This window comes from Tenacibaculum sp. IMCC1 (genome assembly GCF_054906355.1).
On the sequence record NZ_CM142818.1, the window covers coordinates 1,942,271 to 1,967,314 of the forward strand.

A 25,044-nucleotide genomic window follows, 5' to 3' on the forward strand; every position below is an offset into this window, starting at 1 on the left:
TCTATTTTCGATAAAATTGCTATGCGCTGGACATTAAAACCGCAACCAGACACCTTTAAAGTAAAACAGTTAGCCAAAGAATTATCTATCGATACAACCTTGGCTAAAATTTTAGTACAACGTGGAATAGAAACCTTTGATGATGCAAAACATTTTTTTCGTCCTTCGTTAAGTGATTTACATGATCCTTTTTTAATGAAGGATATGGAAATCGCTGTGCAACGTATAGAAAAAGCTATAATAAACAACGAGAATATCTTAGTTTTTGGCGATTACGATGTTGACGGAACTACAGCTGTTTCTTTGCTATCTTCTTACCTAAAAACAATTCATCCTAATATTGCAACCTATATTCCTGATCGATATGAAGAAGGATATGGTGTTTCTTTTCAAGGAATTGATTTCGCTGAAGATAATGGTTTTTCACTTATCATTGCTTTAGACTGCGGAATTAAAGCTATTGATAAAGTTGCCTATGCTACTGAAAAAAATATTGATTTTATTATTTGTGACCACCACAAACCTGGAAATGAAATTCCTAAAGCAGTTGCTGTTTTAAATCCTAAGCAAATGGATTGTAACTATCCGTATGATGAACTGTGTGGCTGTGGTGTTGGTTTTAAATTGATTCAAGCATTAGCTTCAAAAAGAAATCAAACAATTGAAGATTTAATTCCGTATTTAGATTTAGTAGCTACTGCAATTGCAGCTGATATTGTTCCGATGACTGGGGAAAATAGAGTTCTAGCTTATCATGGATTACAAGTTATTAACTCACAACCTCGAAATGGTATTAAAGCTATCATTCATCAGTTACAAAAAAAAGAACTCACTATTACCGATGTAGTTTTTATCATCGCTCCGCGGATAAATGCTGCTGGACGAATGAAACATGGAAACTATGCTGTCGAATTATTAACCGAAATGGATTTTGATTCAGCAGTTGAGTTTGCTGCTGCAATTGAAAAGTTCAATTCTGACAGAAAGGAGCTGGACAAAGCAATTACACAAGAAGCCTTACTTCAAATTAAAAATAACAACGAACAAGAAAATTACACCACAGTTGTTTTTGATGAAAATTGGCACAAAGGAGTCATTGGTATTGTAGCTTCTCGTTTAACAGAAACTTACTACAGACCTACCTTGGTTTTTACTAAAAGTGGTGAAAAATTGGCTGCCTCAGCTCGTTCAGTAAAAAGATTTGATGTATATAATGCTTTAGAAGAATGCTCAGAATTTATTGAACAGTTTGGTGGACATAAATATGCAGCGGGTTTAACTTTATTACCCGAGCAATATCAAAATTTTAAAAATAAGTTTGAAGAAGTAGTAAAAGCCACTATTGATAAAGACTTATTAACTCCAGAAATCATTATTGATGCTGAGCTTGACCTATCAGAAATCACACCTAAGTTTTTCCGTATAGTCCAACAAATGGCACCTTTTGGTCCGCTAAACATGAAACCAATTTTTACTACTTCAGCAGTAAGAGATAATGGGTATGGTAAACAAGTTGGCGCAGACAAAAGTCATTTAAAACTAAACCTTATTTATGGTTCAGACCAAAAAACATATAATGCCATAGGTTTTGGTCTAGGAAATAAAATAGCCATCGCTCAAAACGATTTTGACATTGTATATACTTTAGATGAAAACACATGGAACGGACACACAACTATACAATTGATTTTAAAAGACTTAAAATAGCTACTACTTTTATTTAGAATAATTCCAAATAATATCATATATTTGTTACGGTAATAAAATATAGTTATGGACGGAATTACTAAAATATACGACAACAACATAGGTATTTCATTTCACTGGAAAGATAACAACTCTAAGCTAGTTCAATTAATATTTAGAGATACAGGATTTCATTTAACTGAAGAAGAAATTGAATTATTTTTAGAAAAAGTTACTGATTCAAAACTTCAAAAAAACTGCGCTACTTGTAGTAAAGGTAAAGACTGTAGATCCATTCTACTACAAACACCTTCTAATAAAGTTAGCATGGCAGTTTCTTCAGTCGAACTGTGGCAGATAGACGACCTTTTAAAAGGCACACTATTTCAACTAAGAATGAATAATTATCTAAATGAGCTATGTAGAAATTAAGAAGGCTTGCAAAATTAGCAAGCCTTCTATAATTATTTATCTTCTTTAATTAAGTACATATATACCGGATAGTGATCACTATATCCTCCTGTATACTTTCCATAAGAGAAACTTCTGAAAGGATACCCTTTATAACGACCACTTTTTTGTGTTAAAAAACGTTTATTAAAGATTCCTGATTTAAACATTTTATAGGTTAAAAAATCTTTTTCTCCCTTATCTAATAGTGGAGAAGTAAACATAATTTGATCAAATAAATTAATATTATCTCTATACCCTAATGTATTAAATCCACGACGGAACATATCTTCATAAGGATTATAAATATCTCCCTCTTTAACGTTTTTCTTCTTACTTTTAGTTTGCAAAACAGATTTAAAGCTAGAGTTAATAGGATCATCGTTAAAATCACCCATAATTAACACTTTTGGATTTGGGTCGTTCAGCTTAATTTTTTCTATAATTTGCTTCACTTTATAAGCGGCTTTTTCACGCAATGGTCTACTCTTCGCTTCCCCTCCTCTTCGAGATGGCCAGTGATTTACAATAACATGTATTAATTCGTCATCTAAATAACCCGATACTAATAAAATATCGCGTGTATATACCTTTCTGTTTTGACTGTAAATATTAGGATTAAATACCTCAAAATGAATTGGCTTAAAATAACGTGGTTGATACAACACCCCAACATCAATCCCTCTTTTATCAGGAGAGTCAAAATGAATAATACTATAACGCTTCTTTTTTAACCTTTCCGATGCTACTAAATCTTCTAAAACTTTCTTGTTTTCAACCTCAGCAACGCCTAAAATTACTGGACTCGTTTTTGTCTTTTCAGCTCCTAACTGTGAGATAACTTCTCCAAGTTTATCTATTTTATCTATATATACCTCTTCTTTATCTCCTTTCATTTCCATGATGGGACTTGCTTCATCATTCTTTTCAGGATCATTTTCGGTATCAAAAAGGTTTTCTAAATTATAAAAACCAACAGTTCTTATTTTATATTTTTTTGCTCCTTGTTGTGCATATGAAGAAAAAACAACAAGAGTTAAGACTAAAAATAAAGCTATATTTCTCATTTAATAAATTTTACGCAACAAAAGTAAAAACAATTTTCAAGCCAAAATCTATAATTTACATAAAACCATTTTTAGTAACTTTAACTTAATATTAACACAATTAGAATTTTCGTAGTTTTGCCTCCCTTTCGCTTTATTTTTTAGCTATGGGAAACAAATGTATTTAAATATTTTACAAACAATCATTTATGAAAAATTTTACGATAACAATGTTATTGCTTTTTTCAGGTTTATTTGGCTTGAATGCACAGAACATTGTAAAGGGGATTGTAATAAACGGCGATTCTGAAAATCCTATGCAAGGTGTTTCTGTAAGTATAAAAGAAGTAAGCGTCTCGAGTACTACAGACGCCAGCGGGGCTTTTACACTAAATGGGTTACCAAACGGAAGACAAATTGTAACGGTATCAGTAAATGGGTATGAAACCCAAAACTTTCCAGTTGAACTATCTGGAAAAACAGTAGATTTAGGCACAATCTTTATGTATGAAGATTTATCTGAAGATCAAGATTTAAGCACCATCACTATTACAGATGATGAGTTAAATGATGACACTAGTGCTGCTGATAACATTTCTGGTTTACTACAAGCCTCTAGAGATGTATATTTACGTACTGCCGCTTTTGAATGGAGTGGCTCTTTTTACAGAGTACGTGGTTTAGATTCTGAAAACGGTAAAGTTTTGATTAATGGAATTGAAATGAACAAACTATACAACGGAAGACCTCAATGGAGTAACTGGGGAGGTTTAAACGATGTATTGCGTAACCAAGAGTTTAGTAATGGACTAACTCCTTCAAACTATGCTTTTGGTGGTGTTTTAGGTTCTACAAATATTAACACAAGAGCTTCTGAATATAGTGAAGGTGGACGTATTTCTTATGCTTCTTCTAATAGAAGTTACAACCACCGTCTAATGGCAACATACTCTTCTGGTTTATTAGCTAACGGATGGGCTATAACAGTTTCTGGTAGTAGAAGAGCTGGTAATGAAGGGTACGTAGATGGTACTTTTTATGATGCTAACTCAATCTTTTTATCACTTGAAAAGCAAATTAACGATGCTCATAGCTTAAACTTAACTGTGATTGCTGCAGAGAACGAAAGAGGAAAATCTTCACCAAATACTCAAGAGGTTTTTGATATTAAAGGAATTCGTTATAACTCATATTGGGGAAAACAAGGAGACAAAAACAGAAACTCAAGAGTTAAGAGATTATACGAACCAATTGTTATGTTGAACCACTATTGGAACCTTTCTGAAAACACTACATTAAACACTAATATTGGTTTTCAGTTTGGAGAAATAGGTAACAGTCGTTTAGATTATAACGGTGCTAACAATCCTGATCCTACGTATTACAGAAAGTTACCAAGCTGGTATTTATCAGATCCTAATGGACCAGATTATGAAAATGCATACAAATCATTAACTGGTTTCCAAAATGATGGACAAATTGATTGGGATGAATTGTATATTGGAAACGAAGGTAGTCCTGAAAATGCTCGTGTAATTTTATATGAAGATAGAAACGATGATCAGCAATTAACAGCTAATATGATTTTATCTTCAGAGTTAAATGAAAATATTACACTAACTGCAAGTGGTGAGTATAGAAAGTTAAAGTCTGAAAACTTTGCTTCTCCAATAGACATGCTTGGAGCTACAGGTTATTTAGATGTAAATACTTTTGGTGATAATTTTAACCAACAACAAAGCAATCTTTTAACTCCTAATAGAACAATTGGATTAGGAGACCGCTTTAAATACAACTATATCTTCAATTCTGAAGTATATGGTGGTTTTGCTCAATTACAATTCAAATACAACAAAGTTGATTTTTATGTAGCAGGACAAGCGAACAATACTACACATCAAAGAGAAGGTTTATTCCAAAACGGATACTTTCCAACTAACTCTTACGGAAAATCAGATAAGTTAGATTTCTTTAACTACGGTGCTAAAGGAGGATTAACCTATAAAATTTCTGGTCGTCACTTAATTGATGTAAACGGAGGTTATATTACAAAAGCACCTTCTCTGCGTAACTCTTTTGCCAACTCAAGAGCTAACAATGTTACAGTTGCTGATGTTGCTGAATTAAATAGTGAAAAAATATTATCTGGAGATGTTAGCTATGTTTTTAGAAGCCCTTTAATTACTTCAAGAGTTACAGGTTACTATACAGATATTAAAGATGCTACTGAAATTTCATTCTTCTTTGCTGATGGTATTGGAGGAGATACTTCGGCATTTATTCAAGAAATCTTAACTGGTATAGATAAAAGACATTTTGGTGTTGAGTTTGGGATTGAAGCGCAAGTTACTCCTACAATTAAATTAAAAGGGGCTGCAAACATTGGTCAGTACACCTATAATAATAACCCAAATCTTGTAATTACTACCGAAAACGCTAATACAGAAGGTTTCATTGATGGTAAAAGAGATATGGGACCTGCTTCTCTTAAAAATTATAAACTTGCTGCTGGACCTCATAAGGCTTACTCTTTTGGTTTTGAATATAGAGACCCAGATTATTGGTTTGTTAGTGTTACAGCAAACTATATGGATGAAGCTTATGTAGATGTTTCTCCTATTAGAAGAACTGCTAATTTTATAAGTGATGCAGACGGAGCTGCTTTTGCAGATTACGACCCAGTGTTAGCTAGACAATTATTAACTCAAGAGCAATTTGATGATTATATAGTTGTAAATGCCATCGGGGGAAAATCATGGAAAGTAGGCGATGGTAAATACATTGGTTTATTTGCTAGTGTTAGTAACTTATTCAACGAAGAATATAAAACAGGTGGTTTCGAGCAAGGAAGAAATGCAAATTATCACCAATTACGCGACGATAACGCTAACGGGACACCAACCTTTGGAAATAAATACTGGTACGGTAGAGGCACTACTTATTTCTTAAACTTAAATTATAGATTCTAAAAAACACTTAAAATGAAAAAAATAAATTTATACAAGATTTTTGCAATACTTTTTATTGCAATTTCTGCTTCATGTGTTGACAATAATGATTTTGAATTACCAACTATTGGACCAGACAAACAGTACGAAAACTTAAAGTCTTTAGACGAAGTCATAGCACAATATAACGGTAATATAGTTGAATTTAATGACGACACCACTGTCTTTGGTTATGTTGTTTCTGACGACAGAGAAGGAAATTTCTATAAAGAATTAGTTATTCAAGACAAGCCTGAAAATCCCACAGTAGGAGTTGTAATTAAAATTGATGATGCTAACTTAGGTGCTAGATATAATATAGGAAGAAAAATATATGTAAAACTAAAAGGTTTAGCCTTAAGCAAACCATATTCAGCTTTTGAAATAGGTATCAAAGGTACTGGTAATCGTACTGATAGAATAAGTGCTAACGATTATATAAGTAAAATAGATAGATCTTCTGAAATCGTTGATATTATACCAACTACTTTAACAATTGGTGAGTTAACTGAAAATCAAATAAATACCTTAGTTAAAATTGAAAACCTTCAATCTGAAACAAAAGGATTACAGTATGCTTACCCTGAAGACAATAGTTATATTACAAGAACCATGACTTCTTGTGAAACTTTTGAAAAAATTGATATTTCAACAAGTAAATTTGTTAGCTTCAAAGAATACTATATCCCTGATAACAAAGGTAGCATTACTGCTATTTTAGATGAATTTGCTGGTAACTATCAATTAGTTCTTAGAAACACTAATGATATTAACTTTACCGATGAATATGGTTGTAACGCACCTCCTATTGACGCTACTCTAAATGAAGTTAAAGCCTTTTATAAAGGTAGTGGAGAAGCAACAATTACAAAAAACTTAAAAATAAAAGTAGTTATTACTTCTGATTTAGCTTCTGGTAACTTACATCCCTTAAGTGCATTTGCTCAAGATGCTACTGCTGGTATTGCTTTACGTTTTAGTGGAGATCATAACTTAAACTTAGGAGACGAAGTAGAAATCGCTGTTGGAGGAACTAAACTAAGTGAATATAACGATTTATTACAATTAAACATTTCTCCTTCTAGTATTATTAAATCTACAGCAGGCACTTTACCAACCCCTGAGACTATCACTTTTGCTCAAGCTTTAACTGGTGATTACGAAAGTAAATTAGTACAAATTGATGGAGTACAATTCAAAGACAATACCAAAATTTATGACGGTAACAATGAGTTAATTGCTGAATGTGATGGTACTCCTTTAACCACTTATGTTAGAAAAGAGGCAACTTTTGCTAACAATAATGTAAATGATAAAAAAGGAGCTATAACAGGTATTATGACTGTTTATGAAGGTACTCCTCAAATCTATTTAAGAAACGAAACTGATCTTAATTTTACAGAAGACTATGTTACATGTGGAGGTACTACTACTAATGCTATTTTCTTTTCAGAATTAGCAGACCCTAACAATAATGCTAATGCTAGATTTATAGAGTTATATAATTCTGGAACAGATCCAATAGACTTAACAGGTTGGACAATTAGAAGATATACAAATGATGCTACTTCATCAACATCTTCAATTGACTTATCTGGTAAAACCATAGCTGGAACTAGTACTTTTGTAATTGCCAAAAATGCTGCAGAACTCTCAAGTATATATGGTGTTACTGCTGATATGGAGTCTACTTCTGCAGCAGCAGATTCTAACGGAGACGACCAATTAGAGCTAGTAGATCCAAGCGGAACTGTAATTGATATCTTTGGAGTTATTGGGGAAGATGGATCTGGTACAAATCACGAATTTGAAGATGGTAGAGCTTACCGCAAAGCTTCAGTAACACAAGGAAACCCAACATATGCATTTGCAGAATGGGATATTTGGAATGACACAGGAGATGCAGGTACTACAAATGCACCTCAAGATGCCCCTGGTGCTTTTACACCTGGAGTGAGATAATCCCTTTTTTGATATAAAAAACCCAAGGTTTAAACCTTGGGTTTTTTCATTCCTTATAACACCTACTTTTTAACCAATTGTCTAGTATACCTTTTCCTTGTATCGTCTAAAGACACAAAATAAATTCCTGCTGATAGTTTTGAAACATCTATATTACTATTTCTAGAACTCATTTTTACTTTTGTAAGCAACCTTCCGTTAGCATTATAAATAGCAACTTCTCTATTTTTCCACAACTCATTATTTACTTGTAAAACTATAGAATTTCCTTCGATAGGGTTAGGTGAAAAGACAATTACATCTTTATCATTTACTAAAACTTGCCTTACATTTAAATTATCGGTTTTAGCACTACCACAACTTCCAACATTATTCCATCCATTTGAAGTTCTCTCATACAAAACATTAAAATAAACAACCTTATCACCAACCTGATAGTTTTGGGAAGAATCATATTGAGGCACCCCATCACAAATATTAGTATTAGTACCTCCATCACCCTCAATAATAGTTATAGTATAATCTTCAACCTCACCATAATCAAACGAACCACAAGAAGAAGGAGTATTATTGTATCGCATAGACACTCTCATTCTTGTAACACCTAATTTTGCAGTAGTAGGTACAGTAAAGCTTCCATTAACTGAATTATCAGTAGAAGCACTTTTAACCCACACTTGCTCTCCGTTATCTTCAAAATCAGAATCCTGATTATAATCAATCCAAACAGTATATCCTTCTTTATAAACTGTACCTGTCCATTTTGGAGTAACGGTAATTGTGTTGGAACTCCCTTGTTCTAAATCAGTAGAAATACTAGTAAAATCTTGATATCCATTTGTAGCTCCTGAATTATTATTAATTGACCCAAGTGTTACATTCTGAATATATTCATCATTTACATTATTTCCTTTTGATTCACAATACGTTGGTACACTAACGCTTCCTTTACTTTTAGCTACTTCAATTAAATACTCCAAACCAAGTTTCGCAAATTTTGCCGCATGCGTAGCATTTGCAGTTGGAAATCGGTCAGACGTATCGTTCACTGTATGAATATATGGACTCGAACCATTAAATGAAGCTTCAAAAGGAAAAGCTGCATCATACCCTTGTTGTGCCCAACTATAATGATCGGAACAACCGTAATTACATCGTGTATAATCGTAAGTAAATTGATGACTTCCTGAAGCATTGTAATGATCCATAAGGCTAGCTAAAAAAGCATTAAGGGTACTGCTATTATAACTATCATCAGAAATATAAACATCCTTTGGTGACCCTTTGTAATTCGTCATATCAAACTGCACATACGACAACACATTAACATTTCTATTTTTATAATCCTGAGCAATTTCTTTTGAACCTCTTAAGCCAACTTCTTCGGCAGCAAATGCCATAAACTCTATAGTTCTTTTTGGTTCAAAATTCATTTCAAAAAGTACTCTTGCCATTTCAGTAATCGTAGCAATACCAGAAGCATTATCATCAGCACCAGGAGCATTCGTTTCTCTTTCTGGACTAACAGAATCAATATGACCACCTATTATTACGTATTCATTTGGAAGATCACTTCCTTGAATAGTCATAACAACCGAAGGCATTGTGGTACTATTGTGATTAACTATTCTCACACTAACATCAGACCTGCCACTAGCCATGGTTTCCCATTTCTGTTTTAAATCCAGAACAGCATCTTTTGCCTTTTGTGTAGTATGATATCTAGTACCATAGTTTTCAAGCTCTACTATTTGATTCGCAATATTTGTATTATTCACCAAACCCAAACTTTGATTTACAAGTTGGTCTTCACTAATAGTGTAAGAAGCTCTTTTATAATGCGATTTTTTACTTTGTAGCTTCTGAATTGTTTGTAAAGCATCTTTTTCAGAAGACTCATAAATAAACCCAGGACCATGAGTTAAAATCATATGGTGTAACTTTTCTGCCGCATAATCACTTAACTTAACAGCACTGAAGCCATTAGCAGAGGAAATAATTTTAATATCAGAAGGAGCAACTTCTTGCAGTTTTAAGGCGTCTTTAGTTTCAATGGTACCATAAAACATCTTTTTTTGGCTGTAAATAGTAGAAAAACTAAGGCACAGCAATAGTAGCGAAAGTAGAAAATACTTTTTTTTCATTTTTGAAGGGTATTAATATTAATTTAAAATTTTACGTAAGTTATTAAAAATTAACATCATAGAACAAAAATTGTTTTTTTTTAAATTATCTTTTAGTTATAAACTTAATTCTAAAATTTATTCATTCTATCGCTCAACCAGTTTTGCAGTATATTCCTTTTTTTGCATCTTTATATACACACAAATTTTTGCTACAAATGTTTTCAAAACATAGGATAACCAAAGCTTTTAAGAAAGCAAAAGAACTACCTTTAAACAAGGATTCTAAATACATTTTATTTTCTGATTGCCATAGAGGTGATAACAGTTTTGCTGATGATTTTGCTCACAATCGAAAAATATATCACTATGCATTATCTCAATATTTACAAAAAGAATTTACTTATATAGAATTAGGAGATGGTGATGAGCTTTGGGAAAATAAATTTGCAAATATTTTCAATGCAAATAAAAACATCTACTTATTACTTCAAAAGTTTCATCAACAAAACAAACTACATTTTATTTGGGGAAATCATGATATGAATTACAGAAAACCTAAAAACGTTGCTAAAAACTTTAACTCTTATTACGATACCATTGACGGAAAAAAGAAAGAATTAATGCCCAATGCTTCCTTTTCAGAAGCAATTAAATTGATACAAGAAAATGGGAAATCTATTTTTTTACTTCACGGTCATCAAGCAGATTGGTTTAACTATACTTTTTGGAAATTAAGTAGGTTTTTAGTTCGTTTACTATGGCGACCACTACAAATACATGGAATTAAAGATCCTACAAGTCCCGCTCAAAACTTTAAAGAGCTCATAAAGGTAGAGAAACGTTTGGAAAAATGGATTAAAAACAATAATAACCAAATGATTGTTACAGGACACACACACCGTCCTCGATTTCCATCAGAAAACGAGCTTCCACATTTTAACGATGGTAGTTGTGTACACCCAAGATGCATTACTGGTTTAGAAATTGAAAACAATGAAATAACTCTTATTAAATGGCATGTAATTACTAATAAAGATGGTACCATGCAGATAACAAGAACAGTTCTTGAAGGGCCTAAAAAAATAACTAACTACATTTAAAGCCTTAACTCTTTCTTAACTTCAGGTATTACATCTTATAACAATTTATTAAATTACACTTAATATTTACATTAAAAAAGAGAAATACTTTTGAATTACCTCTAACTTGAGGTGTATGGTCAATATAAATTTATTAGTTTTTGTCGACTATTTATTTGACTTACCATATACTGCCTTGAAAACAAGGCAGTTTTTTTAATATTTGCTTAACTTTAAGTTAACATTAGGGTTAGTAATTTGTCTCGACAAAAACTAATAAATTATCCTTAATGTATTACAAAAAAATACTTACAGCTGTAAGTATATTTATGTTGACGCATATATATGCACAACAAGGAAAAGACTCAAAATTTGGTAATGGCTTATTTAATATCATAGGGAAAGATAGTACTTGGTCTATGAAAATGAGTGCCAGAATGCAATTCTTAGCAACTGCCGAATGGGATTCTAACAAAGATGGTTTATATAACCCAACATCTTCAATGTTAGTAAGAAGAGCTCGTTTAAAATTTAAAGGATTTGCTTTTTCCCCTAAATTAAAATATAAAATGGAGCTTGGGTTATCTAATAGAGATATTAGTGGCGCTTCTGAACATACAGGAAACGCACCAAGATATATTTTAGATGCTGTTATAAAGTGGAATTTCTTTCAAAATTTTGAATTATGGTTTGGGCAAACCAAACTACCTGGCAACCGTGAGCGTATTATTTCTTCAGGTGATATGCAATTAGTAGATCGCTCTCTATTAAACAGCCGTTTTAATATTGATAGAGATATGGGAGTACAATTAAAACACCATTTTAATTTATCTGACAAGTTTATTGTAAAAGAAGCACTAGCCTTTTCTCAAGGTGAAGGAAGAAATGTTACTGTAGGAAACTTAGGTGGACATCAATATACCGCTCATCTAGAACTTTTACCTTTTGGAAAGTTTGAAGGTAAAGGAGATTATGTAGGTGGTGACTTAAAAAGAGAACAAACACCTAAACTTGCTATTGGTATGAGTTACGACTTTAATAACAATGCCGTAAAAACTAGAAGTAACCAAGGTACTTATATGGTTAATGACGAAGGATACTATCAAACAAACATATCAACCTTTTTTATGGATGCTATGTTCAAGTATAAAGGATTCTCTTTTATGGGAGAATATTCATTCAGAGATGCAAAAGATCCTGTTGCAAAAAATTCAGACGGCACACTTACTGGAGAAATTGTACAAGTAGGAAGTGGTTTAAACCTTCAATCAGGATATTTGTTTTCTAAAAACTGGGAAATATCTGGTCGTTTTACTAATATTTCTTTAGATAAAAAAATCACAGGAAAAGGAACTGAAAATCAATATACAATAGGATTATCAAAGTATATTGTTGGTCATAAATTAAAAGTACAAACCGACATTAGTTACTTAGATATAGCGACAGCTACTAATCAATTAATGTATAGATTACAGGTAGACATACACCTTTAAATGATAACATAAACATAACATGAGAGCATTCTTGTGTAACTAAATTTGCAAAACTTAATTAAAAACTAAAAAATGGGAGATCCATATATTTTGATGCTAGTCGCTTTGGCTGTTTTAGCTATTGTAGACTTGGTTGTTGGAGTTAGTAACGATGCTGTAAACTTTTTAAATTCAGCAATCGGTTCTAAAGCAATTAAAGTAAGAAATATTATGATAATTGCGAGTGTTGGAGTATTTTTTGGAGCAGTTACTTCAAGCGGAATGATGGAAGTTGCGCGTAAGGGGATATTTAATCCTAACATGTTTATGTTTCAAGACATCATGTTTATTTTTATGGCAGTTATGATTACTGATATTTTACTATTAGATATCTTTAATTCATTAGGTATGCCTACATCAACTACTGTTTCTATTGTATTTGAATTATTAGGAGCCGCAGTTTGCATTTCGTTAATTAAAATATCTGCTAATGATTCACACTCAATTTCTGATATATGGAATTATATAAATCATAAAAAAGCAGTTCAAATTATAAATGGTATACTACTCTCTGTTGTAGTAGCATTTTCTGTTGGTGCTATAGTACAGTTTTTTTCTCGTTTAATTTATTCATTTAACTTTGAGAAAAGACCTACCTATATCAACTCTTTATTTGGTGGTTTTGCTATTACTGCAATTACTTATTTCATAATTATAAAAGGGATGAAAGGAACACCTTTTTATAGTGATGTTAAACATTTAATTGAAGGAAATACATTGCTCATTATTACTGGAAGCTTTATTTTTTGGAGTGTAGTATCTCATATATTAATACAGTTTTTAAAAGTTAATATTTTAAAATTAATTATTGGTATTGGTACTTTCTCTTTAGCTATGGCTTTCTCTGGTAACGATTTAGTAAACTTTATTGGTGTACCAATTGCTGCTTGGAACTCATACCAAGCTTGGGAAGTATCTGGTGTTGCTCCTGATGCTTTTTCTATGGGGATTTTAGCTAAAAAAGTACCTTCTAACGTATGGTTATTATTGTTAGCTGGAGCTATTATGGTGGTTACTTTGTGGACTTCTAGTAAAGCGAGAAATGTTATTAAAACTGGTATCGATTTATCTCGTCAAGGAGATGGGCATGAAAAGTTTCAACCAAATCCATTATCAAGAATTGTAGTACGAAGTGCTATGGGAATTAATGCGGTTGTTAGTTTTATTGTACCTAAGAAAACTTTAAACTTTATAGATTCTAAGTTTCAAAAACCTGTAATTGAGTTACCTAAAGACAAAACGTATGAAATGCCTGCTTTCGATTTAGTAAGAGCATCTGTAAACTTAATTGTTGCTGGTATTTTAATTTCTATTGCAACCTCTATGAAGTTACCTTTATCAACTACTTATGTTACGTTTATGGTAGCAATGGGTACTTCTTTAGCTGATAGAGCTTGGGGGCGTGAAAGTGCCGTTTATAGAGTTGCTGGTGTAATTAATGTTATTGGAGGATGGTTCTTAACAGCCATTACAGCTTTCTTAACTGCTGCTTTAGTAGCTTATTTAATTAGCTGGGATATGGTAATGATTCCTGTATTGTTATTGGTGGTTGCTCTTTTAATTGCAAGAAACACATTACAACACAGAAAGAAATCTAAAGAAGAAAAGAAACAAGTACATATGGAAAGAGCAGAATTAATCACTATTAACGGAGTGATTGAAGAAAGCTCAGATCATATTGCTGGTGTTGCTCATCGTATTAACAAATTATACTCAAGCGTTGTAAAAGATCTTGCTACTCACGATTTAATAAAATTACGTAAAACTGATAAGCACGTTACTAAGTTAAACGATGAAATCGATAACTTAAAAGACGGAGTTTTCTATTTTATTAAGTCGTTAGACGATACTTCAGTACAAGCAAGTAGGTTTTATATTTTAATTTTAGGGTATTTGCAAGACGTTGCTCAGTCTATTAGTTATATATCTAGAGCTACTTATAAGCACGTTAACAACAATCACAAACACCTTAAAAAAGGGCAAATTAAAGATCTTAAGAGTATTGACAATACACTTTCTAAGTTATTAACTGATATTGGAGATACTTTTGAAAATAGAAGCTTTGATAATTTAGAGCATATTATTAATGAAAAGAAAGAATTATTAAAGGATGTATCTAAATCTATTGAAAAACAAGTAGATCGTATTAGAACAGACGAAACAAGTCCAAAAAATACTACATTATACTTTAGTATTTTAATAGAGACACAAGATTTGGTTTCTGGATTAATGAGTTTACTGGAAACCTACGAAGAGTTTCATATTAGTACAAAATCAGCAGAAATAGAAGCTTAATCAAACAAAAGCCGAGGGATTACCTCGGCTTTTTTATTTCCCTATTTTTATAAACTATAATTATTCCTTCTTCTTCATTGGGCGCATTAAACCTTCTTGTGCTACCGAAGCAATCAGTTTACCTTCCCTTGTATAAATATTTCCACAAGCAAAACCTCTTGCACCATTAGTGTTTGGGCTTTCTACCGAGAACAACATCCAATCGTTAAAATCAAAATCGCGGTAAAACCACATCGAATGATCTAAACTTGCCATTTGTGTGTTTCCGAAATTAGCTACACTTGCATTTGGGTTTAAGCAAGCCGTTAAAATATTATAGTCTGATATATACGTTAATATTTGTTGTTTAATTCCTAACGATAAATCAGAAGCTTCTCCTTTTAATTTAAACCAAACATCTACTACTGGAGGTAAATCTTTTCGGTCTAACGGATTTACGATCTGCACTGGTTTAAAATCAATAGGTCGCTCAATACTTAAAAAATCTTTCATTTTCTTTGGTAAAAAAGCTCCAAATTGATCTAACATATCTGTCCAACTCAACAACTCTTCAGGTTGTTTTAAGTCTTTTTTTATAGGCATTTGATGCTCATATCCTTCTTCTTCTTTATGAAAAGAACAAGACAGTATAAAAATCGTTTTATCTTTTTGATGTGCTGTAACTCTACGTGTAGAGAAACTACCTCCATCACGAATAGTTTGCACATTGTAAGTTATAGGCAACTCTAAATTTCCTGCCTCTAAAAAATACGAGTGTAGCGAATGTAATATACGTTCTTTAGGTGTCGTTCTATACGCTGCATTTAGTGCTTGTGCTAATACTTGGCCTCCAAAAACATTTGGACTTCCTATATCTCTACTTACTCCATTAAAATTCCCTTCACCTAAATCGTCAAGGGTAAGTATATTTAATAATTCTTGTGTGTTTTTCATTTGTTAATACAGTAAAAAGGGTTAATTCTTTATACTTGTTTTGTTTTAAAAGGCTTTATTAACCTAAATTCTGTTGGTTGAATTCTGTTCAAAAATAAGCTTAAAATACGATTTGGAATGCTTTTTCTATGCCGTAAATAAATTGTTAAGTCCTGTGGTGTTGCTCCTACTGAACTTTTTATTTCGCTAGCTGTTCTTCCAAAATTTATCGTTTTTATATTATAGTCTATACCCAATAGTATATAATCATATAGCATTCGTTGGTAAATAGCATAGGTTTTATTTACGGAATAATCAATTCCTACAAAATGGGCATCTAATGAGTTTTTATTTTTTATTCCTGACAAAAAACCAACTAACTTGGTTCCTAACCAATATACTTTAATAACATAGTTATCTTTTAAATTTTCTTTTAAAGATATATACGTTTCTATATTAAAATACCCTAAATTAAAGCTTGCCTTGTTTGATACATTTTTATACAATGACGTCACACTTGGCAATAATTGTTTCAAAACATCAATACTTACTTCTTCCGTTCGTAAGTCTTTACTCTTCTGTAACGCTTTTTTTGCTTTTACTCTATACTTTGTTTTTAATGCTGCTAAATAATCATCAAAAGTATTCCAATTATCATCTAACGTTAACATCATATTTGGATCTACATTAAACGAATTATATCCTACACTATGTAAAGCATCAGTAATAAAAAGCGATTCGTTTACAAAATCTTTCAACATAAAAGCATCAATTGTTTCTTTTGAAATGTCTTTTTCAAAGGCTACAATAGCTTTAGCTAGCTGTTTTACAATTCGCTTTTTATCTTTATTTGGTTTAATAAATATTCCGTGCTCTCCACTTACAAAAGTATTACCGCATGTAAGTATTTTAAATGGTTTTTGAGGAGACAACAAATGTAGTTTCCTCCCTATACATCGTATCCATTCTACAACCGATTGTAAATTATTTTGAACACTTTCTAAATAAAAATCTACCAATTGAATAGTAGCAAAGGCTATTGCTTCTTTGTTTTCATCAAATAATAAAATATAAGAAAACTGTATTTGTTGATTGTTCTTTTCTAAAGCTTCTAAATACGCTGGCTGAAGGTATAAATTATCTACACAGTCAAGCTCTTTCCAAACATTTTCAGGTATCTCCCTTACTGAAGAAAAGTAGCGTATATTGGATGATTTTTTTTTACAGGATAAAATAATAGTGTTTTTTACGATTTGTATTCGTGTAAATTAGTAAAAGTTTGTTAATTACTCTATAAATTATTTTAAATGACACCATTATTCCAAACAGGCACTTTTAAAAATCTACTTATTTTTACCATATCGCTCAACAAGTATTCTTTATCTCCATGATTTAACAAGTTATAACGTTCTCCACTTTGAGTAACTAAATTCACCTCGTAACAATGGTAACCTCCAGACTTGTTTCCTTGAATAAATTTTGATAAAACTTGTAAAGCATATACTTGCTGAAAAGATATAATTTCACCATCTACTAATACCTTTCTTTTTTGTGAGTTTAAAAAAGCTTTAGCTCCAAATGAAAACAATAAAAAAACTCCTATTAATACAAAGGGACCTCCTGAGATGAAAAACATTTTTCCTCCTTGCATAAAGGTTAATGGCTCTTTTGAAAACTCAAAAAACTCTATATAAGACCAAGCCACATAATTTAATCCCATCAAAAAGAAACTCCAAGCCATAAATTTCATATAAGTACTCGAAGTAATTTTATATCCAGAACTCGTTTTTCGTAAACGTTCGCTTAAAAAATTACTCCCTGACCCTTTAACTGGATCCCAAGAAATGTATTGCCCTATAGCATCTGTTGTAAAATCTTCAAAAGAAAATTCTATTTGTTTATTATTTGACGAGTTTTTCTTTCTTTTTGCCAAGTAACTAGAACCAAACATACCAATAAACATAAAAGCTAATACTGCCAGCATTCCGCCTGTTTTATAATAGGTGTACCGTTGTTTATCTATACTCAACTGATGAATTGGAACTGTAATTTCTAGACGTTTTATATTGTTTAAATCTTCTCTTGTAGGTTTAGTAAGTTGTTGTAATGAGTCCAGTTTTCGTGCACTTTGTTGTACTTCAATTTCTCTCTTATGAAATGATTCATACATGTTTTGTAACTGAGGAAATACTACAAAAAAGAAAATTCCGATTGGAATTATTGCAAAAACCCAAGAGCTGGTGAGAGATACTTTTTTCATGTTTTATTTTTTGGAAAGCAAATTTGAGAAAAGTTTTTGGTTTTGTCGTATAAAAAAAGACCTTTACATAAATGTAAAAGTCTTTCTAAATTATATTTTAAAAACTCTATTTGCAGTATTCTACTTCAAATGAACCAGATACTTTATTTTGTTTATCGATTGATTTAGCTTCTATTTTTAAATTAATTTTAGAATCTGAAATACTTACAACTTCAACATTTGATCCCAAAACATTAACTAAGTTTCCTTCTCCATCTTTGAAAACAACATTTACATCATTATACGTTCCTACTTTACCTTCTACTAATAAAGAAACTTCTAACTTATAATCAAAAATATCTGAATCACAACCTACCTCTTCGTTTGTAATATTAATTGAAACTTCTCCATCTTTTCCTGATGCAAATGACTTCCCTCCTTTAGCAGTAAAATCTTTTCCATATACCTTTCCTTTTAAAATAGTACTGGGTATTGGAGTACCTATGTTGTCCGTATTATCATCATCTGAACAACCAGTCATTACCAATGTTAAACATACTAAAGTTACATAACTAATTTTGAAAAAATTTTTCATTTATTGAATATTTATTATTTTTTAATAAGCGCTAATATAACCTAAAATAAAAAAGCACTAAATAAATAGTTTATTGTTATTGTTACTCACAAAAAGGAACCGTAAAAAAGCCTTCTATTGAATTATCTGAACTTGAATTTGCTTTTATTTTTAAGGTAACTTCATTACTTGTTAACCTTACAACCTCAACAGCTCCTTGAAGGTAATTTAAAGGATTCGCTCCTTTCTTATTAAAAACTACATTCACATTATTATAAGTTCCTAACTCTGCTTTCACATAAGTTGTAATTTTTAATTCGTAGTTGAGAACATCAGAAGTGCAATCTGCTTGAATATTGGTTACATTTACTGAAAGTTCATTATTTCCAGACATAAATGCTTTACCTCCTTTGGCCGTAAAACTTGTTCCTAATACTTTTCCTGATAATTTTGTGTTTGCGATTCCTTCTGGATCATTATCGCTATCAGAACAACTACTCATTACTAAAGTAAGACACATCAAAACCGCATAGCTAATTTTAAAAATCTTTTTCATTTGTTTAAATTTTAATTTTTTTTGTAGGTTGCGAATTTAGCTTAAAAATAAAAACCCACAAACAAATTAATTGCTTGTGGGCTTTCTATATTTATTTAAGGTTAACTTACCCTACAATGTTGATAATTTTTCCTGGAACAATAATTACTTTTTTAGGCTCTCTTCCTTGTAATTGTTGTTGTGTTTTTTCATGTGCCATGACTGTTTTCTCAATTTCATCTTTGCTCATGTCTAACGGTAATTCTAAAGTAAAACGCATTTTTCCATTGAAAGAAACTGGATAGTTCTTTGAGCTTTCAACTAAATGTTTTTCTTCAAATTTCGGAAAAGCTACAGTTGCAATAGACTCATTGTGCCCTAACTGACTCCATAATTCTTCTGCAATATGCGGAGCATACGGAGAAATTAGCACTAATAAAGGTTCTAAAATTTGTCTCTTATTACACTTTTGAGCAGTCAACTCGTTTACCGCAATCATAAAGGTAGAAACTGACGTATTGAACGAGAAGTTCTCAATATCTTCTTCTACTTTTTTAATGGTTTTATGTAAGGTTTTTAACTCGTCTTTAGTTGGTTCTGCATCAGAAACGTTGATACCGTTTTCATCAGTAAATAATTTCCATAATTTCTTTAGGAAAGAATACACTCCTGAAATACCAGATGTTTTCCAGGGTTTGGTTTGCTCTAACGGCCCTAAGAACATTTCAAATAAACGTAAACTATCCGCACCGTATTCTTCACAAATCAAATCTGGATTTACCACATTGTATTTCGATTTCGACATTTTTTCTACCTCACGACCTACAATATATTTACCTTCTTCTAAAATGAATTCAGCATCTTTAAAATCAACATTTAATGGATGTTTCTTAAATGCTTCAACATCTAACTCATCAGAAGAATTTACCAATGAAACATCAGCATGAATAGGTTGTACTTTTTTATCTCCTATTAACCCTTTAGAAACAAATGTATTTGTTCCTTCTACTCTATATACAAAAGCAGAAGTTCCTAAAATCATACCTTGGTTAATCAGTTTTTTAGCAAATTCATCCACAGGTAACAATCCTCTATCAAATAAGAATTTTTGCCAAAAACGTGCATATAATAAATGCCCTGTAGCATGTTCAGAACCTCCAATATATAAATCTATTTGCTTCCAATAGTCAACCGCTTCTTTACTAACAAATTCTCCTTCGTTATTAGAGTCCATATAACGGTTAAAATACCAAGAACTTCCTGCCCACCCTGGCATTGTGTTTAACTCTAATGGGAAAACAGTTTCGTTGTCTATCAACTCATTACTCACTACTCTATTCTCAATACTATTCCACGCCCAAACCTCAGCATTTCCTAACGGTGGTTTTCCGTCTTCAGTAGGTAAATATTTCTCTACTTCCGGTAATACGATTGGTAAATGCTTCGCTTCAATCATTTGCGGCATTCCGTCTTTGTAATATACTGGGAATGGTTCTCCCCAATAACGTTGACGACTGAATACTGCATCGCGTAAACGATAGTTTATTTTTCCGTAACCAAATCCACGTTTTTCTAATTCGTAGATTACAGTTTTCATTCCTTTCTTATAATTTAAACCATCTAAGAAATCAGAGTTTGCTAATTTAATTCCGTCTTTAGCATCGTTTGCCTTTTCAGAAATATCAACGTCTGCAAAAATATTCGGAATCTCTAACCCGAAGTGTTTTGCAAAATCATAATCACGTTGGTCACCACATGGTACCGCCATAACAGCTCCTGTTCCGTAGCTTGCTAATACATAATCACCAATCCAAATTGGCACTTGTTTTCCTGTAAACGGGTGCAACGCATACGCACCAGTAAACACTCCTGAAATAGTTTTTACATCTGCCATACGATCACGCTCAGAACGTTTTGCTGTAGCTTCTACGTAAGCTTCAACAGCCTCTTTTTGCTCAGCAATTGTAATTTTCGCTACTAAATCGTGCTCTGGAGCTAAGGTCATAAAAGACACTCCAAAAATAGTATCAGGACGTGTCGTAAACACATCTATTTTAGCATCATGTCCATCCACATCGAAAGAAACCATGGCACCTTGCGAGCGACCAATCCAGTTGGTTTGAGAATCTTTTAATGGTTGTGGCCAATCAATATTTTGTAATCCGTCTAACAAACGTTGTGCATAGGCAGAAATTCGCATAGACCACTGGGTCATTTTTTTACGAACTACTGGATGTCCACCACGTTCTGAAACTCCGTTTACGATTTCATCATTAGCTAGTACTGTTCCTAAAGCTGGACACCAGTTTACTTCGGTATCAGATAAGAATGTTAAACGGTATTGTAATAGTATTTCTTGTTGTTCTTTGTCAGAGAAGCTTTTCCACTCTTCCGCAGAAAAAATAGTAATATCTTCATCAGAAACGGCATTTACATTCGCGTTTCCTTCTGCTTCAAACTTAGCTACTAAGGTTGCAATATCTTCTGCTTTATCAGTGTCTTTATTATACCAAGAATTAAATAGTTGAATAAAAATCCACTGTGTCCATTTGTAGTACTTAGGATTTGAAGTACGAACTTCGCGAGACCAATCAAATGAAAACCCAATGTTATCTAACTGACGACGGTAAGTTTTAATATTCGTTTCGGTAGTAATTGCTGGATGTTGTCCTGTTTGAATCGCATATTGTTCAGCAGGCAACCCGAAAGAGTCATATCCTTGTGGATGCAATACATTAAACCCTTTATGACGCTTGTAACGTGCATAAATATCAGATGCGATATATCCTAACGGATGCCCAACGTGTAATCCTGCTCCTGATGGATAAGGAAACATATCTAACACATAATATTTTGGTTTATCAGAATTATTTTCAGCTTTAAATGTACCTTGATTTGCCCAGTACTTTTGCCACTTTTTTTCTATCTCTTGGTGATTGTATTGCATTTGTAATCGCTTGTTTTAAAGGATGCAAATTTACAGTTATTGTTGATAAGTAAAAAGTTTAGTTCTTTTAATACAGCATGAAAACTTAAATAAATACAAAAAACCTCACAAGCCTTATAAGGTTTGCAAGGTTTAAAATTGAAATAAGAGAGAGTTTATTATATTATCCTAATGATGTATCTGTTAAAATTACTTTTAATGTTCCCCCACGTTCCGATCGCTGAATGTTACATATCCTTTCTTTTTGAGGTGGTCCATAAGGTAATGTAGGGCATGGTTTATCGCCTTTTAATTGAATACAATCGGTGCAGTTTACAGGAAACACTCCTGGATTACCTGAATTTTTCTGTAACTTTTTATTATAAATTCTACTAATAGGTGTTTTATTTGGTCCGTAATTCCACCCCCCATCCTTGTCTACCTCCATGGCAATAAAGCTATTTATTCCATTAACACAGCTTATATCAAAAGCTTCAGCACATGAGGTATTTGGGTTTAATGTAAACTCTGCAATACTCGTTCCTTGTGCTCCGTGGTTAAAGTCTGCTCCTTTTACAGGACACTGTGGTTCTATATAAAAACAAATATTTCCACTAAAACATTCTCCTTTCGGATCAAACTCTTTAGTATCCTTAGCTCCTAATTCAAATTTTCCCATGAGTTTATTCACTTTGGTTAAAAAACTAAAATCTGACACTCCAACAGGAGATGGACAGCATTTATTAGCAGCATTTGATGCTGCAAAAGTTACGTAAACCTCTACTGGTTTTGAGGTTTGATTTGTAACGGATAGCGTTGTGTAATTTGTAGACATTTTTTAAAGTTTAAAGTTAATTGTAAACGTATTGGTAAAATACTTTCTGGAAGATATTAATTGTATGTTTATAAACATTTTAAAATGTCTTTACTGATTGTTTTTGAGTAATGAGCGATTTAATTTAAGTTTCAAAAAAGCTTGGTGTAGCTAGCCTTACTTGGCTATATTTTTATAATTTAGGAAACTTAACAACTAACCTACTATGAACGAAAATATAACGGCTTTAGATATTAAAGAAAAAGTATCTACTTTACTTAAAGACTCTATTGAACAATCTGAAATTGAAAATTTAATAAACGAAATACATACTTACTTTAAAGAATTAACTCAGCTCACTGGATTTGACAATCATATAGAGCACTTAGCAGCTATAACAACTTCAAAAGGAAAGGCTTTAGGATTAAACCATGCTGCACAGTGTTTGTTAGATTATAAACGAACTGTGAAGTTTTTAAAAGCTATGGTGATGGCGATTAAAGAAAAACAACAAGACCATCCTAATGAAACAATTCATATTTTTTATGCTGGTTGTGGACCTTATGCTCCGTTTGTTACTCTAATTGCTCCGCTTTTTAGTCCTGAAGAAATACAGTTTTCTTTACTAGAAATTAATGATAAGTCTTTAAAATATGCGAAAATCCTTATTCAAAAATTAGAACTTACCAATTATGTAACGAACTATTATACTGCAGACGCTGTTACTTTTAAAATACCTGAACCTGAAAAGTTTCATATACTCTTTAGTGAAACATTGGATGCTTTGTTGTACAGAGAGTGTTATGTTCCTATTTTATTTAATCTACTACCTCAACTATCAGAAGATATTGCTGTAATTCCAGAAAATGTTTTGATAAAAATGAGCTTATCGGTTAATTCAATTACAGATTCTAAACATATAACTGAAGAAATTGACACCATTATAAATGTTAGAGAGGTTATTTCATTAAACAAATCTGATATTGTTTCTACTCAACTACCCGATAAAAAAGTAGCTGTAAAATCATTAAATATAGAACAGTACAATTACTTACTATTAGACACATTGGTGCATATTTATGATAATATCTGGCTAACAAGAAACGAGTCTTCTTTAACAATTCCTCTTGAAATGGGAATTGAACATCCTTTCCTATTTAATTCAATTGTTTACACTTACCAAATGCATCCAGATATTGAGCTAAAATACAAACTAGAGCAATAATATTTCTTAGATTATTTTAAACAAAAAAAGCATAACCAAATTAGTTATGCTTTTCTTATTTCTGAAATTTCTTTTGCTTATCCTTTTATAGGAACAGTAACAATAACGTTGTCCCAACCAATGTACATGTTAAATGTATCATCTTCTCCTTCAAAAACAATTGAAAAAGCTTCAATTGTTTCGTCCGACTTAGAAGTAGGAGCAGTAACTCTAGCTACATCTTCACTTTCGTTATAAAAGTAAGACCCCCAAACATTTTTAGCTGTATTTAAAATAAGAGTCCATTCTTTTTCCCCTGGAATTGTAAATAAGGTATAGGTTCCTGCTTTTACTTTTTTACCTCCAAAGGTTATATCTTTATAAAATGTAATTTCAGCTGCTTCATTCGCTCCTGTTCTCCATACTTTTCCCATAGGAGCTAGTTTTGCTAACGATCTTCCTTTTAATTGTGGACGGCTATAAACAACTTTTACTTTTTTATCTGAAATTCTATAACTACTAGGAAAAGCAGCTGCATCCATTGGACTTTTATCTAAATTCGCAAATTTTTGAGCTGTTACTTCGTTTGAAAAAACTAGAGCTACAGCGAGCACGATAATTGATAAAATTGATTTTTTCATGTTCTTATTTTTAATTATTAATTGAGGGTTTTGTCA

At 32.0% G+C, this 25,044-nt stretch carries 18 protein-coding genes; 8 read left to right on the forward strand and 10 right to left on the reverse strand.

Going from position 1 to position 25,044, the window contains the following annotated elements; translation table 11 throughout:
* Positions 1–21 precede the first annotated feature (21 nt).
* On the forward strand, positions 22–1,707 hold the full coding sequence (recJ, locus tag ACXIHB_RS09185) for a single-stranded-DNA-specific exonuclease RecJ (RefSeq protein ID WP_462098098.1): 1,686 nt from the start codon (positions 22–24) through the stop codon (positions 1,705–1,707).
* A 66-nt stretch (positions 1,708–1,773) separates the two neighbouring features.
* The gene (locus ACXIHB_RS09190; protein ID WP_047790766.1) at positions 1,774–2,118 is read left to right on the forward strand and encodes a hypothetical protein; all 345 of its coding nucleotides are present in this window, start codon (positions 1,774–1,776) and stop codon (positions 2,116–2,118) included.
* A 32-nt stretch (positions 2,119–2,150) separates the two neighbouring features.
* Here ACXIHB_RS09190 and ACXIHB_RS09195 read toward each other — a convergent pair whose 3' ends face one another.
* Entirely contained in the window at positions 2,151–3,203 is a 1,053-nt protein-coding gene (locus ACXIHB_RS09195; protein WP_462098099.1) for an endonuclease/exonuclease/phosphatase family protein, read from the reverse strand.
* A gap of 188 nt (positions 3,204–3,391) precedes the next feature.
* Between ACXIHB_RS09195 and ACXIHB_RS09200 the strand changes: the two genes are divergently transcribed.
* Together ACXIHB_RS09200 and ACXIHB_RS09205 are read left to right on the forward strand one after the other, a co-directional pair.
* On the forward strand, positions 3,392–6,151 hold the full coding sequence (locus ACXIHB_RS09200) for a carboxypeptidase-like regulatory domain-containing protein (protein ID WP_462098100.1): 2,760 nt from the start codon (positions 3,392–3,394) through the stop codon (positions 6,149–6,151).
* Between the two features lie 12 nt (positions 6,152–6,163).
* Positions 6,164–8,131, forward strand: a complete 1,968-nt coding sequence (locus tag ACXIHB_RS09205) for a DUF5689 domain-containing protein (protein ID WP_462098101.1) — start codon at positions 6,164–6,166, stop codon at positions 8,129–8,131.
* Positions 8,132–8,193: 62 nt separating this feature from the next.
* Here ACXIHB_RS09205 and ACXIHB_RS09210 read toward each other — a convergent pair whose 3' ends face one another.
* Entirely contained in the window at positions 8,194–10,275 is a 2,082-nt protein-coding gene (locus ACXIHB_RS09210; RefSeq protein ID WP_462098102.1) for a M20/M25/M40 family metallo-hydrolase, read from the reverse strand.
* A 197-nt stretch (positions 10,276–10,472) separates the two neighbouring features.
* On the opposite strand from ACXIHB_RS09210, the gene ACXIHB_RS09215 reads away from it, so the two are divergent.
* The 3 genes from ACXIHB_RS09215 to ACXIHB_RS09225 all read left to right on the forward strand — a co-directional run bounded on the left by ACXIHB_RS09215 (position 10,473) and on the right by ACXIHB_RS09225 (position 15,163).
* Complete coding sequence (locus tag ACXIHB_RS09215) at positions 10,473–11,357, forward strand: metallophosphoesterase (protein WP_073182224.1); 885 nt, start codon at positions 10,473–10,475, stop codon at positions 11,355–11,357.
* A 269-nt stretch (positions 11,358–11,626) separates the two neighbouring features.
* Positions 11,627–12,829 (forward strand): porin, encoded by a 1,203-nt coding sequence (locus ACXIHB_RS09220; RefSeq protein WP_159610974.1) that lies wholly within the window; start codon positions 11,627–11,629, stop codon positions 12,827–12,829.
* A 72-nt stretch (positions 12,830–12,901) separates the two neighbouring features.
* Positions 12,902–15,163 carry an inorganic phosphate transporter gene (locus ACXIHB_RS09225; RefSeq protein ID WP_047787860.1) on the forward strand — a complete coding sequence of 754 codons (2,262 nt, stop codon included), beginning with the start codon at positions 12,902–12,904 and terminating at the stop codon, positions 15,161–15,163.
* A gap of 60 nt (positions 15,164–15,223) precedes the next feature.
* Here ACXIHB_RS09225 and ACXIHB_RS09230 read toward each other — a convergent pair whose 3' ends face one another.
* The 7 genes from ACXIHB_RS09230 to ACXIHB_RS09260 form a co-directional block, all read right to left on the reverse strand.
* Positions 15,224–16,096, reverse strand: coding sequence for an acyl-CoA thioesterase (locus ACXIHB_RS09230; protein WP_159610976.1), 873 nt, complete (start codon positions 16,094–16,096; stop codon positions 15,224–15,226).
* Between the two features lie 29 nt (positions 16,097–16,125).
* Positions 16,126–17,094, reverse strand: coding sequence for a peptidogalycan biosysnthesis protein (locus ACXIHB_RS09235; RefSeq protein ID WP_239178198.1), 969 nt, complete (start codon positions 17,092–17,094; stop codon positions 16,126–16,128).
* A 284-nt stretch (positions 17,095–17,378) separates the two neighbouring features.
* On the reverse strand, positions 17,379–18,335 hold the full coding sequence (locus ACXIHB_RS09240; RefSeq protein ID WP_173358935.1) for a hypothetical protein: 957 nt from the start codon (positions 18,333–18,335) through the stop codon (positions 17,379–17,381).
* 106 nt (positions 18,336–18,441) lie between these two features.
* Positions 18,442–18,909, reverse strand: coding sequence for a hypothetical protein (locus tag ACXIHB_RS09245; protein ID WP_047787864.1), 468 nt, complete (start codon positions 18,907–18,909; stop codon positions 18,442–18,444).
* 82 nt (positions 18,910–18,991) lie between these two features.
* Positions 18,992–19,444 (reverse strand): hypothetical protein, encoded by a 453-nt coding sequence (locus tag ACXIHB_RS09250; RefSeq protein WP_125064420.1) that lies wholly within the window; start codon positions 19,442–19,444, stop codon positions 18,992–18,994.
* Positions 19,445–19,550: 106 nt separating this feature from the next.
* Positions 19,551–22,370 (reverse strand): leucine--tRNA ligase, encoded by a 2,820-nt coding sequence (gene leuS, locus ACXIHB_RS09255; RefSeq protein ID WP_462098103.1) that lies wholly within the window; start codon positions 22,368–22,370, stop codon positions 19,551–19,553.
* A gap of 163 nt (positions 22,371–22,533) precedes the next feature.
* On the reverse strand, positions 22,534–23,184 hold the full coding sequence (locus tag ACXIHB_RS09260) for a hypothetical protein (protein WP_047787867.1): 651 nt from the start codon (positions 23,182–23,184) through the stop codon (positions 22,534–22,536).
* Between the two features lie 205 nt (positions 23,185–23,389).
* On the opposite strand from ACXIHB_RS09260, the gene ACXIHB_RS09265 reads away from it, so the two are divergent.
* Positions 23,390–24,388, forward strand: coding sequence for an SAM-dependent methyltransferase (locus ACXIHB_RS09265; RefSeq protein WP_462098104.1), 999 nt, complete (start codon positions 23,390–23,392; stop codon positions 24,386–24,388).
* Positions 24,389–24,465: 77 nt separating this feature from the next.
* On the opposite strand, the gene ACXIHB_RS09270 is transcribed toward ACXIHB_RS09265, so the two are convergent.
* Complete coding sequence (locus ACXIHB_RS09270; protein WP_159488601.1) at positions 24,466–25,008, reverse strand: DUF2911 domain-containing protein; 543 nt, start codon at positions 25,006–25,008, stop codon at positions 24,466–24,468.
* Positions 25,009–25,044 lie beyond the last annotated feature (36 nt).